Origin of the sequence: Streptomyces pimonensis (assembly GCF_041380215.1) — a bacterium.
GTDB classification, from domain to species: domain Bacteria; phylum Actinomycetota; class Actinomycetes; order Streptomycetales; family Streptomycetaceae; genus Streptomyces; species Streptomyces pimonensis.
Genome location: NZ_JAHWZY010000012.1, coordinates 178,200 through 192,142 on the forward strand (window position 1 = coordinate 178,200; position 13,943 = coordinate 192,142).

13 protein-coding genes and 3 pseudogenes are annotated in these 13,943 nt (G+C 71.8%); 6 read left to right on the top strand and 10 right to left on the bottom strand.

Features of this window, described 5'->3' with window-relative positions:
* The first annotated feature begins 7 nt into the window (after window positions 1-7).
* Complete coding sequence (locus KYY02_RS14875; RefSeq protein ID WP_371238406.1) at window positions 8-250, top strand: DUF397 domain-containing protein; 243 nt, start codon at window positions 8-10, stop codon at window positions 248-250.
* Between the two features lie 107 nt (window positions 251-357).
* Entirely contained in the window at window positions 358-588 is a 231-nt protein-coding gene (locus KYY02_RS14880) for a hypothetical protein (RefSeq protein ID WP_371238407.1), read from the top strand.
* 13 nt (window positions 589-601) lie between these two features.
* On the opposite strand, the pseudogene KYY02_RS14885 reads toward KYY02_RS14880, so the two are convergent.
* The 8 genes and pseudogenes from KYY02_RS14885 to KYY02_RS14920 form a co-directional block, all read right to left on the bottom strand.
* Window positions 602-841 (bottom strand): annotated as a pseudogene (locus KYY02_RS14885) (response regulator transcription factor); the annotation flags it as partial.
* Window positions 839-1,075 (bottom strand): annotated as a pseudogene (locus KYY02_RS14890) (MMPL family transporter); the annotation flags it as partial. The pseudogenes KYY02_RS14890 and KYY02_RS14885, both read right to left, overlap by 3 nt.
* 201 nt (window positions 1,076-1,276) lie before the next feature.
* Window positions 1,277-2,497 (bottom strand): hypothetical protein, encoded by a 1,221-nt coding sequence (locus KYY02_RS14895; protein WP_371238408.1) that lies wholly within the window; start codon window positions 2,495-2,497, stop codon window positions 1,277-1,279.
* Between the two features lie 80 nt (window positions 2,498-2,577).
* Entirely contained in the window at window positions 2,578-3,585 is a 1,008-nt protein-coding gene (locus tag KYY02_RS14900; RefSeq protein WP_371238409.1) for an SCO2521 family protein, read from the bottom strand.
* A gap of 1 nt (window position 3,586) precedes the next feature.
* On the bottom strand, window positions 3,587-4,552 hold the full coding sequence (locus KYY02_RS14905; RefSeq protein WP_371238410.1) for an SCO2522 family protein: 966 nt from the start codon (window positions 4,550-4,552) through the stop codon (window positions 3,587-3,589).
* Window positions 4,549-5,466, bottom strand: a complete 918-nt coding sequence (locus KYY02_RS14910) for an SCO2523 family variant P-loop protein (protein ID WP_371238411.1) — start codon at window positions 5,464-5,466, stop codon at window positions 4,549-4,551. Before KYY02_RS14910 ends, KYY02_RS14905 begins: the two co-directional genes overlap by 4 nt.
* Before the next feature lie 3 nt (window positions 5,467-5,469).
* Window positions 5,470-7,311: an SCO2524 family protein gene (locus KYY02_RS14915; protein WP_371238412.1), complete on the bottom strand. Its 1,842-nt coding sequence runs from the start codon at window positions 7,309-7,311 to the stop codon at window positions 5,470-5,472.
* Between the two features lie 55 nt (window positions 7,312-7,366).
* On the bottom strand, window positions 7,367-8,119 hold the full coding sequence (locus tag KYY02_RS14920) for an SCO2525 family SAM-dependent methyltransferase (RefSeq protein WP_371238413.1): 753 nt from the start codon (window positions 8,117-8,119) through the stop codon (window positions 7,367-7,369).
* A gap of 342 nt (window positions 8,120-8,461) precedes the next feature.
* Between KYY02_RS14920 and KYY02_RS14925 the strand changes: the two genes are divergently transcribed.
* Window positions 8,462-9,007, top strand: a complete 546-nt coding sequence (locus KYY02_RS14925) for a GNAT family N-acetyltransferase (RefSeq protein WP_371238414.1) — start codon at window positions 8,462-8,464, stop codon at window positions 9,005-9,007.
* A gap of 30 nt (window positions 9,008-9,037) precedes the next feature.
* Here KYY02_RS14925 and KYY02_RS14930 read toward each other — a convergent pair whose 3' ends face one another.
* Window positions 9,038-9,739 (bottom strand): TerB family tellurite resistance protein, encoded by a 702-nt coding sequence (locus KYY02_RS14930; protein ID WP_371238415.1) that lies wholly within the window; start codon window positions 9,737-9,739, stop codon window positions 9,038-9,040.
* Window positions 9,740-9,925: 186 nt separating this feature from the next.
* Entirely contained in the window at window positions 9,926-11,647 is a 1,722-nt protein-coding gene (gene leuA, locus KYY02_RS14935) for a 2-isopropylmalate synthase (protein ID WP_371238416.1), read from the bottom strand.
* Between the two features lie 345 nt (window positions 11,648-11,992).
* Here leuA and KYY02_RS14940 point away from each other — a divergent pair, with 345 nt between their 5' ends.
* From KYY02_RS14940 to KYY02_RS14950, 3 genes and pseudogenes are all read left to right on the top strand, one after another.
* Window positions 11,993-13,063: a M4 family metallopeptidase gene (locus KYY02_RS14940; RefSeq protein WP_371238417.1), complete on the top strand. Its 1,071-nt coding sequence runs from the start codon at window positions 11,993-11,995 to the stop codon at window positions 13,061-13,063.
* Between the two features lie 21 nt (window positions 13,064-13,084).
* Window positions 13,085-13,351: a protealysin inhibitor emfourin gene (locus KYY02_RS14945; protein WP_371238418.1), complete on the top strand. Its 267-nt coding sequence runs from the start codon at window positions 13,085-13,087 to the stop codon at window positions 13,349-13,351.
* 132 nt (window positions 13,352-13,483) lie between these two features.
* A pseudogene (locus KYY02_RS14950) lies at window positions 13,484-13,921 on the top strand (family 1 glycosylhydrolase); the annotation flags it as partial.
* Window positions 13,922-13,943: the final 22 nt, after the last annotated feature.

The following is a 13,943-nucleotide window of genomic DNA, read 5'->3' on the forward strand; positions in this document are numbered from 1 at the left end:
ACGGGCGATGCGCGAGTTCGACCTGAGCAGCGCCCGCCGGCGCAAGAGCACGTACAGCGGCGACGGCGGCGAGGACTGCGTCGAAGCCGCCGCCGGACTCCCCGGTGTCGTCCCCGTCCGGGACAGCAAGGTGGACGGCGGCTCAGTGACCGGTCGTCGGGTCGGCGGCCCGGGCGGAGTTCATCCGCACCGTCGGGTCCGCGTGAAGGCAGGCGCCCACCGCAACGCCGTTCGTCCGACCGGACGATGAACTGCTGATGACGCCGTTGGCGTGACGTTTCGCCCCGTGCGCAACCGGGACTCCCGTAGTCGGCCTCCTGTCCTGCAGTACCGACACCTCGTAGTGAGGAGACCGACATGACCGCGACCGCGTTCACGCTGGAGGGCGACTACCTGCTGGCCCCGCCGCGCCCGGCCGACCGGATCGGCATCGACCCGCGCGACCGGCGTCGGCTGGAGCTCCACGCCGCCCTGACCGCCGCCGGTATTCCGCCCCGGCCCGAGGACCGTGAGGCCATCGAGAGCCTGAGCGCCCTGTCCGGCAGTGTCAACAGCACTGTTCAGCGCTGGCTGCATCACACGCTGTGAGCCGGTGGCGCCCTCATGCCCTCCCCGGCTCCACCAGCCCCGACTCGCACGCCACGATGGCCGGTTGAGTCCGGTCCCGTGCCCCGAGCTTGCCCATGGTCCGGCTGACGTGGGTCTTCGCGGTGAGCGGGCTCAGGCCCAGCGAGTCGGCGATCCCGGCGTTGTTCAGGCCGCGCGCGACCAGCGTGAGCACCTCGCACTCACGGTCGGAGAGGCACTCGGGACCTGCGGCGGCCGGCGCGGACGGGCTGCGCTCGACCTCGGCGACCTGCGCGGCGACGGTCTCCCGGTCGGCGGCGCTCAGTCCGCCGTCCCGGTGGTAGACGAGCACGAGGTCGGTGGACTCACCGCCGGGCAGTCCGTCCTGGATGCGGGCCACCCGGGTGGAGTCGGCGCTGTCGGGCAGGTAGTCGACGGCCCGGTTCTGCTGGACCTCGCTGAACTTGCCGGCCAGCGGTCCGACGAGCACGAGCCCGGCCAGCCACAGCCCAGAGCACGAGGCGTCGTCGCCGTACTGGTGTCCTTGTGTCCCCCGTGAGACGGGGCTCCCCTCCGGTCGGGTGTCTGGGTCGGTTCCCGGACCCCCGGCGGAAGGGGCGCGGGGCGTCGGACGTGGGATCGAGGTGCGGGGTACTGCGGGGGGCGGCACGGGGGTGCGGTTGCTCCTCCGGGAGCAACCGCCCGCAGGCTACGCCCGGTCGACCATCCAGGTGCCGTCCTCCTCGTCGTCGACCCGCACCTCCAGTTCGCGGACGCTCATGCCCGCCTCCCACAGCTCCCGGAAGCGCTTCATCCGGTCCTGGACGTGGTCCCGGCGCGCGATGAGCCGGGTCCTGACGTTGACGTCGCGCAGGTCCTGCTCGATCTCGAAGGAGACCTCCTCGTCGTAGACGATGAAGTCGTCGGTGGTGCCCCGCTGGAGGTGCGGCGGCAGTTCGGGCAGCACCGCCACCCGGACCTCGATGTGCAGGGCCTGCTGCTCGTCGCACAGCCGCAGCAGCCGGTCGTCGAGTTCGCGCGCGCTCGCCAGCAGGAACAGCCGTCGTACGGGCACCCCGTGTTCCTCGATCGCCTCCCGTTGGGCGTCGAGGTAGCGGCTGGCGGGTTCGCTGTTCCAGAACTCGCGGTCGACGGAGGTGCTGATGGCATCGACGGAGCGCTCGGCGGCGTGGGTGAGGGTGAGCATCCAGTCGTGGTTCTCGCCGTGGCACTCCACGCTCATGCTGGTCAGCGCCGCCATGTGCCCGAGCACCCGCTGCATCTCCAGGCGGACGAACGTGTGGAGGATGGACGGTCCGGGCGAGAGGGCCTCGGCGAACCGCTTGGCCAGTTCCGGTACGCCTTCGGTACGGACGCGGTCGAGCGGCGGGTAGGACTCGGGAGGCGGGGCCTGCTGGGCGAGGCGGTTCTCGACGAGTTGCCGGATGTCCTCGGTGTGCCGGGCCAGACCGGTCCGCAGGTGGTCGTCGTGCCGCTCCAGGGCGGTCCGCAGGTCGTCGTCGTGCCGCTCCAGCCCCTCCCGCACGGTGGCGGCGGTCTCGGCGAGGACGCTCCGGGTCCGCAGGACCTGTTCGCCGGGTCCCCGGCCCCGGACGAGGAGGAGGGGGACGGCCACCGTGGCGGCGGCGCAGAGGACGGCGGCGGCGAGCTGCCGGAGCGCCCCGGCCTGCGGACTCAGCAGTGCGGCGACGCCCCAGACGACGAGGCCGACGGTGAGGCCGGTCAGGAGTCTGCGCGTCCACTCGGCCCGGCCGGGCGACTGCGTCCGGGGGCGTGCGGGTGTGCTGTCCGGGGCGCCGGGCGGCCGGGCCGGGGCGGGGATCGCCGGGGCGCCTTCGCCTCCGGGCGCGCCCCCCGCGCCGGGCGGGGGTGCCGTGTCCTCGGGCTGGGGTGACTGTGCCGTGCTCATCTCGCTTCTCCCCCCGTTGGGATGCGCGTCGGATCGGGGTGCGGGGATGTGCGTCGGGGTGGCGCGGGCCGGGCCCGCGGTCAGGGGGGCGATTCGGCCTCCCGGTGGGGCGGGGGGATCGCGTGCAGGGCGAGCTGGTCCCGGATGCGCTGCACCAGGGTCCGCCACTGGCGGGTGAAGCCGGGCCGGTCCTCCAGCACCTCCCACAGGGGGGCGAGTTCGCGCGCGACGCGGGCCCGTGGCATCCACAGGTGCAGCAGGTGGTCGACGGCGGGCCGCAGCGCCGTGACGACGGCAGGGCGGTCCTCGCCGGACCGGGGCCGCAGCCGGGCGGGCGGTTCCGCGGCGCCCAGCCGGATGCCGTCCAGGATGCGGACGAGGGTGGTGAGCAGCCAGTCGTGCAGGGCGAGGTCGTCGCAGAGCCCGGCGACCTCACCGGTGGGCGTGCCCGGGGGGACACGGAGCCGTACGGTGCGCAGTTCGTCCTCGGCGAGGGTGAACCGCTCCATCGACGGCTCCTCGTCGCGTTCGGCGGACAGGGCCACCCAGCGCAGCCGGGTGGGGCGGGACTTCAGGGGCGGGCGCTGGTCGAGCAGGGGGTGGCGCAGCAGGCGGGTGAGGAGTCCGTCGGCGATCAGTCCGACGTCGAGTTCGCCGTGCCGCCCGCCGTTCAGCAGGCCCTGGGCGACCGTCTCGTGCGGCAGTCTCCCGAACGGCTCGACCGTTCCGGGCCGGACCAGATAGTGGCCCCAGGGGCGTCGGTGGTCGGGGCCGGCGGCGGGGACGCGGAAGTGGGCGGAGCTCTGCAGGACGCGCCCCTCGGTGAGCGAGGCCCGGGCGGCGACGGTGCCGACGGCGCGGACCCTGGCGCCGTTGGCGCTGGGCAGGGGGCAGTCGACGCCGGTGAGGGTGTCCGGGGAGCGGCCGTAGACGTTGGGGCGTTCGGAGAGCAGGACGCGTTCGTCGGCGCGCAGTCCGAGGAGCTGGGCGGCGGAGCGGCCGTCGAGGGTCTGCAGGGCGGGCAGCAGGCAGGTGCGGACCTCGCCGCAGGCGAGCACGACGGGTGGCGGTGTCCCCTCCGGCGCCATGTCACTGCCCCGCGCAGAAGACGTAGGAGATGCGGCCGGCCACCGAGTCGGGGACGGTCGCGTGCTCGCGGGCGGAGCGCTCGGCGGCCTGGGCCAGCGCTCCGGGGTCGACCTCGATCTGGTCGAGGATCACGCGGACGGCGTGCTCAACGGGCAGGAACCGGCTGGGGATCACCGAGCAGGTCCGGTAGGCGGCGAACGGGTCCGCCCGGGGGTTGAGCCGGAGCAGCGGGGGCAGTTCGTCCCAGTCGTCGGGGAAGGCGGTCCCGGTGTGCGGCTGGGGCACGAGGACGGCCTCGCCCTCGTTGCGCAGCAGTCCGAGGCGGGCGAGCTGCCACACCGCGGCGAGGAAGGGGCAGGACCAGGTGCGGTGTCCGTCGGGGCCCTCGTCCCAGAGTTCGACGTCGAGGAAGACGGAGTGGCGGCGGGCGGCGGTCTCCTTCGGCGGCTGCCAGGCGGTGGCCGGTTTCATGGCCTGCGGGGCGCGCGCGACGGGGCTGCGCTCGCCGTTGGCCAGCCAGCCGGTCTGCGCGGCCGGCGGGCGCAGTCCGTAGCTGCCGGGCGGTGGTTCCTCGACGATGCGTCCGGCCACGGCCTCGGCGACCGGCACCTTGCCGGCGACGGCGCAGCCGGACTCGCGGGCCAGGTAGTCGACGACGAGCCCGGCCCGGCCGGCTTCCTCCAGCAGCACGGGGACGACCTCGGCCGGGGCGGAGAAGCGGGTGAAGTAGTCGTCGATGAGGAAGCAGGTGCTGATCCGGGGGCGTTTGCCGCCGGCGGTGGCGGCCGCGGCGGCGCGTGCCGCCTCAGCCCAGGGGCGCACCTGCTCGAAGTGCCGCCTCAGGTGTTCGGGGCCGGCCTCGAAGTCCTCCATGTAGAGGTGGCCTAGCTCCAGGGAGAGGTGGGACAGGGGCACCGCCTGGGTGCGTGGCTCGGCGGCCGTCTCGCGGAACACCGCTTCCGTCATGGCCGCCCCCAGCAGTCGTCGTCGGTGAGCCGCCGCGCGATCTCCTCCAGCGCCTCCAGTGTCTCCTTGTTGGCGATCTGCGTGGAGAGGACGTCCTCTTCGGTGATGAGCTGTTCGCGCCACTGCAGGATGGGTTCCAGGGGGACGATGCCGAGCACCACGCTGTCGCCGATGCGGTGTTCCGCGGCGAGCCGGCGCAGCGCCTCGTCGCAGGACTGCATCCAGGCGGCCTGGGCGGGCGTGCCCTGGGACCACAGCGGCGAGTCCGGATCGGGCACAGCGGCCCGGACGAAGCGGACGGCTCCCTGCAGCGCCTCCTCGTCGTGGCCGCGTGCGACGCCGCCCCTGATGATGCCGTGGTCCTTGTGGACGAGTCCGGCGGCGGCGATCACGTGCTGCCGGGTCCAGCGGTGGAAGACCAGCCAGCGGAAGGGGACGTAGCGCATCCGGGGGTGGGCGGTCGCGGCGAGGACCATGTCGACGGCGTAGCTGCGGCCGGCGCTGAGGTCGACGACGATCAGGTCGAACTCGCCGTGCAGCCGCAGCAGGAGGTCGACGCAGCGTTCCAGGGCGTCCTCGCCGGTGGCGAACTCGCCGCCGCCGGCGTCGCCGGGGAGCAGCACCAGGCGGCCCGCCTGGTTGGGCCGGGCGCGCAGCTGGGGGTGCTCGGTCTGCCGCCAGACGTCGATCCTGGCCGGTTCGGTGACGGCGCCCTCCAGGTAGGAGTGCAGGCCGCGTTCCTCGGTGCCGCGCATCGCGCCGGGCACGTCGAAGACGGCGGCGGCGGTGGGCGAGCCGAAGTCGAAGTCGACGTAGGCCACGTGGTCGCCGGTGAGGGCGCGCTGGTAGGCCAGGTTGGCGCTGGTCACCGAGCGGCCGGTGCCTCCTTTGTCGGAGGCGGCGAAGACGAGCACGGCTCACACCTCCTGCGCGGCGGCGCTCCGGGCCTGGGCCAGGGTGTCCAGTTCCCGGAGCACGGGCAGGGCCAGGGCGAACGCGGTCGCGGGCCGGTCGTCGACCAGGCTGCGGGCGTGGTCCAGGCGGCTTTCTATGCTCCGCATGGCCCGGCCCCGGCTTCCGTCGGCGCTGGTGGAGGCCTCCAGCTGTTCCCTGCCGAAGAGGTGGGTGGCCTCGCTGAGCAGGTCCCGGGCCAGCTCGGCCAGTTCGGGGCTGCGGATGGGCTGTTGTTCGTAGAGGTTGCGGGCGGCGACCAGGCACTCGGTGACGCGTTCGGTGATGCTCCAGGAGAGGCGCCGGCTGACGCGTGCGTCGGGGTAGACGGCGCGTGCGTGGTCCCAGAGGCCGGCTCCCTCGCCGTCCTCGATGCGTCGGCTCCACAGGTGCTCGAACGTCTGCTCGCCCAGGCGGAGCAGCCGGTCCTGCGCGTCGATGTTCCGGGAGAGTTCCGCGAGCTGGACGATCCGCTTGAGCAGCTGGGCCGAGAAGTCGGTCATCCGCCACTGCAGCAGTCCGCCGGACCGCTCGGAGCCGGCGAGTGGCATGGTGACGCCCGGGTTGTGCAGCTCGATGGCGGGATCGTTCCTGGTCATGCGGCTGGTGACGCGACCGCGGTCGGCCAGGCGCTCCATGATGGCGACGGTGCGGGTGAGGTCGTCGTCGGTGGCCTTCCGGCGGACCAGGTCGTGGACGAGGATGGCCGCGACGGTCAGGGAGAAGTACTCCGACTCCAGCCGCAGTCCGGTGGTCTGCCAGGGCAGGTCCTCCAGGGGCCAGCGCTCGCTGCCGAACCGGGCGATGGCCGACCAGTACTGCTGGCTGAGTTCCCAGCGCAGGCGTAACGCCTCGGCGAGTTTCTGCTGGTCGGCGTCGAGCAGACCCAGGGTGAGGGTGCGGTCGGAGAACAGGTCCTGGATGCCGTCCAGGGCGATGACGGTGAAGTACACGTAGGGCAGCCGGTCGGCGATGCCGTCGGGCTGGCCGGGGACCTGGACGTCCAGGTCGGTGATGGTCGGCGCGTCCTTGACCACGCCCCAGGCCCAGCCGCACTCGAAGAGCTGGCTCTCGTCGCGGATGCTCTCGTCGACCTGGATGCCGCGGCTGAGGCTTTCGATGACCGTGGCGCGCAGCGGGCGGAACCGGCGGGAGAACTGCTGCAGGACGGCCCGGTCGGACTGTCCGTCCTGGCCGATGACCTGGATGAGCCGCTTGCCCTGTTCGGACTCGGCGTCGAAGACGTTGACGGTGAAGGAGCGCAGGAGGCTGATCATCGCGGCGGTCAGCCGGGTGTTCGTGGCCTCCCTCAGCTCGCCGATGGCCCTGCGTACCTCGGGGCGGGTGGTGCTGGGCTCGTAGACCTTGAGGAATCCGAGCGTGGCGAGGCAGAGCGTGACGGACATGGAGTAGGAGTCGACCACGCCGAGCCGGTACTGCTCGTGGGTGAGTTTCTGCTGGGGTTCGGCCGGCCTGAAGTAGTGTCCGCCGGCGAAGGTGGGGCTGTCGTCGGGGCCGGTGTGGCTGCGCATGAACTGGGAGAGCGCGGCGATCAGGTTGGGCGGGATCTCCAGCCGGCTGCCGACCCCCTCCAGCGCGCGCAGCACGTCCCGTTCGGTGGTGTCCGGCTGGTCGAGACGGAACGCGGGGACCTCGGTGGCGGGGTAGAGCAGACAGAGCAGCCGCTCGGCGTCGGCGACGCTGCTCAGTCCGTCGGTGTCCTCCCGGACGAGCTTTCCGTCGTCGAACGAATGGCGGGCCATGGCCCGCCAGATGTCCAGCATGTGCTGTCGCGGCTTGATCTGCATCCCCGCACCCCTCGTACAGATCCCGTTGCCCTGTGTTCAGACATGGTCCCCGTTCCTACGGGGTGGCAATCGCCGAATTCCGCCGTCCCAGGGCGAGGATCATTCCCTCGTGGCCCGGCCGCACCATGTGGTCCATGTCGTGGATTTCCAGCTCGCCGGTGAAGGGTTCCAGGCTCTCCCGGATCCGGTCCGCGTTGACCCGGTAGGCGGGGTACCTGTGTGCGCCGACCTGGTATCCGAGCGATTCCTTCATGAACGCCGCGGCGAAGGGCGCTCCCTCGTTCAGCGCGTCCATGAAGCACTCCACTCCCCGCCGGAACTCGTCGGGGCACTCGGACATCGAGTCGGCGACGAAGAACATCGTGCCGATGTCCCAGCGCCGCTGTCCGTCGAGGTCCAGCAGGTTGGCGCGTTCCACCCGGACGATCTCGCCGAACCGGCTCCGCGGCTCGACGTCCCGGTAGGCGGGGGCCTCGCTCAGCACGTCCCAGAAGGCGTCCCACGCGGTGTCGTACCCCCCGCCGGACGTCTGCGTCTCCAGGTACTCGACATTCGGAGTCGCGTATTCCAGAAGGAGGATCTTTTCGCACCAGGGCAGCATGGACAGGGCCGGATAGAGATTCGCGCCGGCGCCGACGTCGACTCCGCGGACCGCGGGCGGAACGCCCTGTTCGAAGCAGCGGCTGAAATAGTCGCGCATGAGTCGCACGATCAACAGGTCGACCTCGAGCGGGGTGCGGTAATTGAGGTCGACGTACACCTCCGGATCGAACTGCGACCATGGCGCGTCGGCGTTGCGATCCATCATCACCCTGCCAGGTTCCATTCAGTGGCGGACAAGACCGTGGGCCCGGCGCACGGGTCCCCGGTGGACGTCGGCGGACGGAAAAGCGGCTCCGGTCTTCGCACCGTAAGCCCGGTCGACGTGCGGAGACAGCCAGGAACACGCCAGTCCTCCGTGGCCGGGCGCACATCAGGCGCACGCCAGCACAGTGACGTCACACTCCAACTCGCCCTTGCACACGGCGAATTGGACGCCCACTCTGGCCAGGAGCAGTCACCGGCCGCCACCGGGGTCCGCATTCCCCCCTTCGTGTGAACGGCGGCCCCGGCTGCCGTGTTGACGTCTCACGTCCCGACTGGGGGTGGCATGACCGCCGAACCGCTTGAGCGCGCCCTGGACCACGAGGAGCGCCTCACCCGGCCGACACCTCTGCCGGAATCACGGCCCTCGCTGCTGCGGACGGCACGGGAGTCCGATCTGCCCGAACTGCAGCGGCTCGACGAGGAGGTCTTCCAGGAGGTCTCCTACCCGGCGTTCCTGCTGCGCCAGCTCTACGACCTGTACGCCGGTCGCTCAGGCCATCTGCTCGTCCTCGACGACGGCGACGGCCGGCTGCGCGGCTACGTGCTGGCGGCCACCACGGCGATCAGCCGGGACAGCTGGATCCTCGGCCTGTGCGTGGCCGAGGACCGGCGCCGACACGGGCTGGGCCGGGAGCTGATGGTGGAGATCCTGGCGCGTCTGCGCCGCTGCGGGACCGAACGGGTCCGGCTGACCGTGGAGCCCGCCAACGACGCCGCGATCCTGCTCTACCGTTCCCTGGGTTTCCGCCCGGAGCCGCCCGAGGGGGGACTGCGCCGGGACTACTTCGGTCCGGGTGAGGACCGCGAGGTGATGTGCCTCGTGCTGTGACGCGCCCGGGGCGGCCGGGGCGCCGCCGCATCAGGACGGCGTGCGTGCCGCCGCCAGCAGGCGGGTCACGTCGTCCGAGCAGATGGCGAGGGCCGCGCCCACGGTGGCCAGGGCGTCGCGCTCGCCGGGGGTGTAGGGGCCGTCGGCGAGGGCGACGCGGGCGCCCTGCAGGAGGATCGACTCACGGCCCGGTGCGGCGAGGTGCGGGGCCAGCGGGTCCAGCGCCTCGTGCAGCTCGATCGCCAGGCCCGCCGTGCAGGGCTCTCCGGTGAAGCGGCCGGTGTCCGCCTCCAGCGCCTCGACCAGCGCGGCCAGCTGCTCCTCCGTGCAGTCGTCGAAGCCGGCGGCGCGCACCCCGGCCGCGGCCGTCTCCAGGGAGGCGCGGGAGCAGGTGCCGCCGGCGGCCAGCACGGCGAGGGCGACGGTGTGGACGGCGTCGCGGAGCATCGCGGAGAAGCGGGTGGTGGTGGGGTGGTCCAGGACGTCGGTGCCGAAGTGGCGCTGACAGGCCGCGCATTCGACGACCGGCCCGGTCCCGCCGCGCGGCAGCACGGGCACACCGAGCAGGGCGAAGCGGCGGTGTCCGGTCAGCCGCTGGTAGTTGCGGTCGCCTCCGCAGCCGGGGCAGAAGAACTCCCCGTCGCCGACGGCCGTCCACGCGGTGCGGGTGCCCAGCAGGCGCGACAGTCCGGCGCCGGCGGCACGGCCGTTGGATCCCCGTCCTGGCAGCACGTCGCACCTCCATAACCGCCACGGCATCATCGCCGTCGCTTGCGTGATGCTAGCCACATCCATGTGGCGGAGTCAGCACCCGGGACGAGACCTTTCCGTGACCCGTACGTGGAGATGGCCGGTATGTGACGGGGCCCCGCCCGCCGTTCTCCGGCGAGCGGGGCCCCGAAGCGCCGATTCGGCTGGTCAGCGCGTTGCGCGGTTGACGGCCGAGACGACCGCCTTCAGCGAGGCCCGCGTGGTGTTCGCGTCGATTCCGATGCCCCACAGCACCTTGTCACCGATCGCGCACTCGATGTAGGAGGCGGCCTGCGCGGAGGCTCCCTCGCTCATCGTGTGCTCCTGGTAGTCCAGCAGCCGCACGTCGATGCCCACGGCGCCCAGCGCGTCGAAGAACGCCGAGATCGGGCCGTTGCCGGCACCGGTCAGGGTGGTCCGCTCGCCGTCGACCGTGGCCTCGACGGTGAGGGTGTCCACGCCGTCGCGGTCGGTGGTGGTCTGGCCCTTGGCGACCTGGATGCGGCCCCAGGGGTTGTCCGGGTTGGGCAGGTACTCGTCCTGGAAGACGTCCCAGATCGCGGCGGGCGTGATCTCGCCGCCCTCGGCGTCCGTCTTCGCCTGGATGATCCTCGAGAACTCGATCTGCATCCGGCGCGGCAGGTCCAGCTTGTGGTCGTTCTTCAGGACGTACGCGATGCCGCCCTTGCCGGACTGCGAGTTGACGCGGATGACGGCCTCGTAGGAGCGGCCGACGTCCTTGGGGTCGATGGGCAGGTACGGGACCGCCCACTCGACGTCGTCGACGGCGACGCCCCTGGCCCTCGCGTCGGCCTCCATGGCGTCGAAGCCCTTCTTGATGGCGTCCTGGTGGGAGCCGGAGAAGGACGTGTAGACCAGGTCGCCCACGTACGGGTGGCGCGGGTGGACCTCCATCTGGTTGCAGTACTCCCAGGTGCGGCGGATCTCGTCGATGTCGGAGAAGTCGATCTGCGGGTCGACGCCCTGGGAGAACAGGTTCATGCCCAGGGTGACCAGGTCGACGTTGCCGGTGCGCTCGCCCTGCCCGAACAGGCAGCCCTCGACGCGGTCGGCGCCGGCCATCAGCGCCAGCTCGGCCGCCGCCACCGCCGTGCCGCGGTCGTTGTGCGGGTGGACCGACAGGCAGACGTACTCGCGGCGGGACAGGTTGCGGTGCATCCACTCGAAGCGGTCGGCGTGCGTGGACGGGGTGGAGCGCTCGACCGTGGCGGGCAGGTTGAGGATGATCTCGCGGCCGGGACCGGGCCGGTAGGTGTCCATCACCGCCTCGCAGACCTCCAGCGCGAAGTCCAGCTCGGTGTCGGTGAAGATCTCGGGGCTGTACTGGTAGCCGAAGTCGGTCTCGTCGCCCAGCAGCTTCTCGGCGTACTCCATGACCAGCCGGGTGCCGTCGACGGCGATCTGCTTGATGTCGTCCCTGGAGCCGCGGAAGACCACGCGGCGGAAGACCGGGGCGGTGGCGTTGTACAGGTGGACGGTGGCGCGCCTGGCGCCCTTCAGGGACTCCACCGTCCGCTCGATCAGGTCCTCGCGGGCCTGGGTCAGCACGGAGATGGTGACGTCGTCCGGGACGGCGTCCGGGTCCTCGACGATCGAGCGCACGAAGTCGAAGTCGGTCTGGCCGGAGGCCGGGAAGCCGACCTCGATCTCCTTGTAGCCCATCTTGACCAGCAGGTCGAACATGGCGCGCTTGCGGGCGGGCGACATGGGGTCGATCAGGGCCTGGTTGCCGTCGCGCAGGTCGGTGGAGAGCCAGCGGGGGGCGGTGGTGATCCGCTTGTCCGGCCAGGTGCGGTCGGGGATGTCGACCTGCTCGTAGCGGCCGTACTTGTGGATCGGCATGGAACTGGGCTGCTGGCGGTTCGCCATGATGCGGGGGCTCCTCGGTGTGTCCTGGTGGACGGCCGACGGCGCAGCGCCGAACTCCGCGGGGAGGGGGTCGGCCTCTACTGCAGACCCTCACCGCGGCAGCTAAGGAGAAGCAGCCCGAAACGCATGATGCGGAGCATGCTAGCCGAGCTCTCCCGGACGTGGGCCGCGTGTATCAGTATGCGGGACACGACATCCGAAAGGGGTGCGGGAACTGCGCAGTGGGTCACAGCCCGACCGCACTGATAACACACCGCCACTCCCATGACGACTGATTGCCGACATTTCATTCAATCGATATCACCGTCAGTGACAAAGTCGTGACGTGGTGCGATCGTGCCGGACATGACCAGGAACGGGGGCTTCGAGCCCGTCTTCTGCACCATCGTCCCGCCACACGTCCTCGACCGGCTCGCGCAGGCCGAGGACCCCGTGCTCCACGGTCCCGCCCGCCGGACCCTCCGGCGCGACGCCTACGAGCGCACCCAGCGCCGCCTGACCACGGTCGTCGGCGCGCCGGCCGTCGCCGCGCCCGCCGGGGCCGAGTCCGGCAAGCCGCAGCGCACCGTGTACGACGCCCGGCACCGCACCGACCTGCCGGGGACGAAGGCGCGCGGCGAGGGCGACCCGCCCGGCCAGGACGCCACCGTCAACCGTGCCTACGCCGGTCTCGGCGCCACGTTCGAGCTGTTCCTGAAGGCGTACTCCCGCGACTCGATCGACGGCCACGGGCTGCCGATGGACGCGACCGTGCACTACGACGAGGACTACAACAACGCCTTCTGGAACGGCGAGCAGATGGTGTTCGGCGACGGGGACGGGGAGATCTTCCTCGACTTCACCATCCCCGTCGACGTCATCGGCCACGAACTCGCCCACGGCGTCACGCAGTACACCGCGAACCTGGACTACTTCGGCCAGTCCGGCGCGCTCAACGAGTCGGTGTCGGACGTCTTCGGCGCGCTCATCAAGCAGTACACGCTCGGCCAGACCGCCGAGGAGGCCGACTGGCTGATCGGGGCCGGGCTGCTCGCCCCGCGCGTCACGGGCAAGGCGCTGCGCTCCATGAAGGAGCCGGGCACGGCGTACGACGACGACGTCCTCGGCAAGGACCCGCAGCCCGCGACGATGGACGACTACGTCCGCACCGGCCGCGACAACGGCGGCGTGCACATCAACTCGGGCATTCCGAACCACGCCTTCTACCTCGCGGCCACCGCCCTCGGCGGGCACGCCTGGGAGCGGGCGGGACAGGTCTGGTACGACGTGCTGACCGGCGGGGAGCTGGAGCAGGACGCGCGGTTCACGGACTTCGCGACGCTGACGGTGAAGGCGGCGCACGCCCGGTACGGGGAGGGCGAGGAGCTGCGGGCGGTGTCGAAGGCCTGGGAGCGGGTGGGAGTGCGGACGCTGTAGTTCCGTACTAGACAGGAACCCATGCGTATTCAGGTGCGGCGCACGGGCGGGTTCGCGGGGATCGAGCGGCGGGCCGAGGTGGACACCTCGGGCCGTGCCGACGCCCACGAGTGGCACGCCCTGGCCGAGCGGGTGCTGGCCGCCGGCCGGGGCACACCGCCGGCCGGGGTGCCGGACGGCTTCGGCTACCGGATCACGGTGGACGGCAGGTCGGTGTACTGCGCGGACCCCCGGCTGACGGAGGAACAACGGGAGCTGATCAGGAAGGTGCTGAAGGAGGGTGCGTAACCGGACTGCCCCACAGGGGCGTTGACCTCGCCCGCCGTCGGTACGGATGATCCGGGCCATGGCGACGACGAACCAGGTCCCCGTTTCCCGGCCGGTTCCCTGTGGGGCGTGTCGGCTTCGGCGCACCAGACGGAGACCGGTTTCGGCGGTGTCCGGATGCCGGCCGATCTCCCCTTCTCGGTGCGGAGGATCGAGGGGTACCCGGTGACGGACTCCGGCTGGCCGGTGGTCCCCGAGGCCCTGACGGAGGTCCTCACCGCCTTCCGCGCCCGGTAGGGCGAACGCCTCCCGCCGGTGGTCGTCACCGAGAACGGCTGCGCGTACGAAGGGCTGGACGACCAGGACCGCATCGCCTGCCTCGACGGCCGTATCCGCGCGCTGCACCGGGCGGTGGAGGCGGGCGTGGACATGCGCGGTTACTTCGTGTGGTCGCTGATGGACGACTTCGAGTGGGCGGAGGGCTGTGCCCGCCGCTTCGGGCTGGTCCACGTCGGCTTCGAGACGCCGGAGCGGACCCCGGAGGCGTCGTACGGCTGGTTCAGGCAGCTGCTGCGCGAGCAGCGCGCGTGATCGGGCCGCACCGGCATGCGCG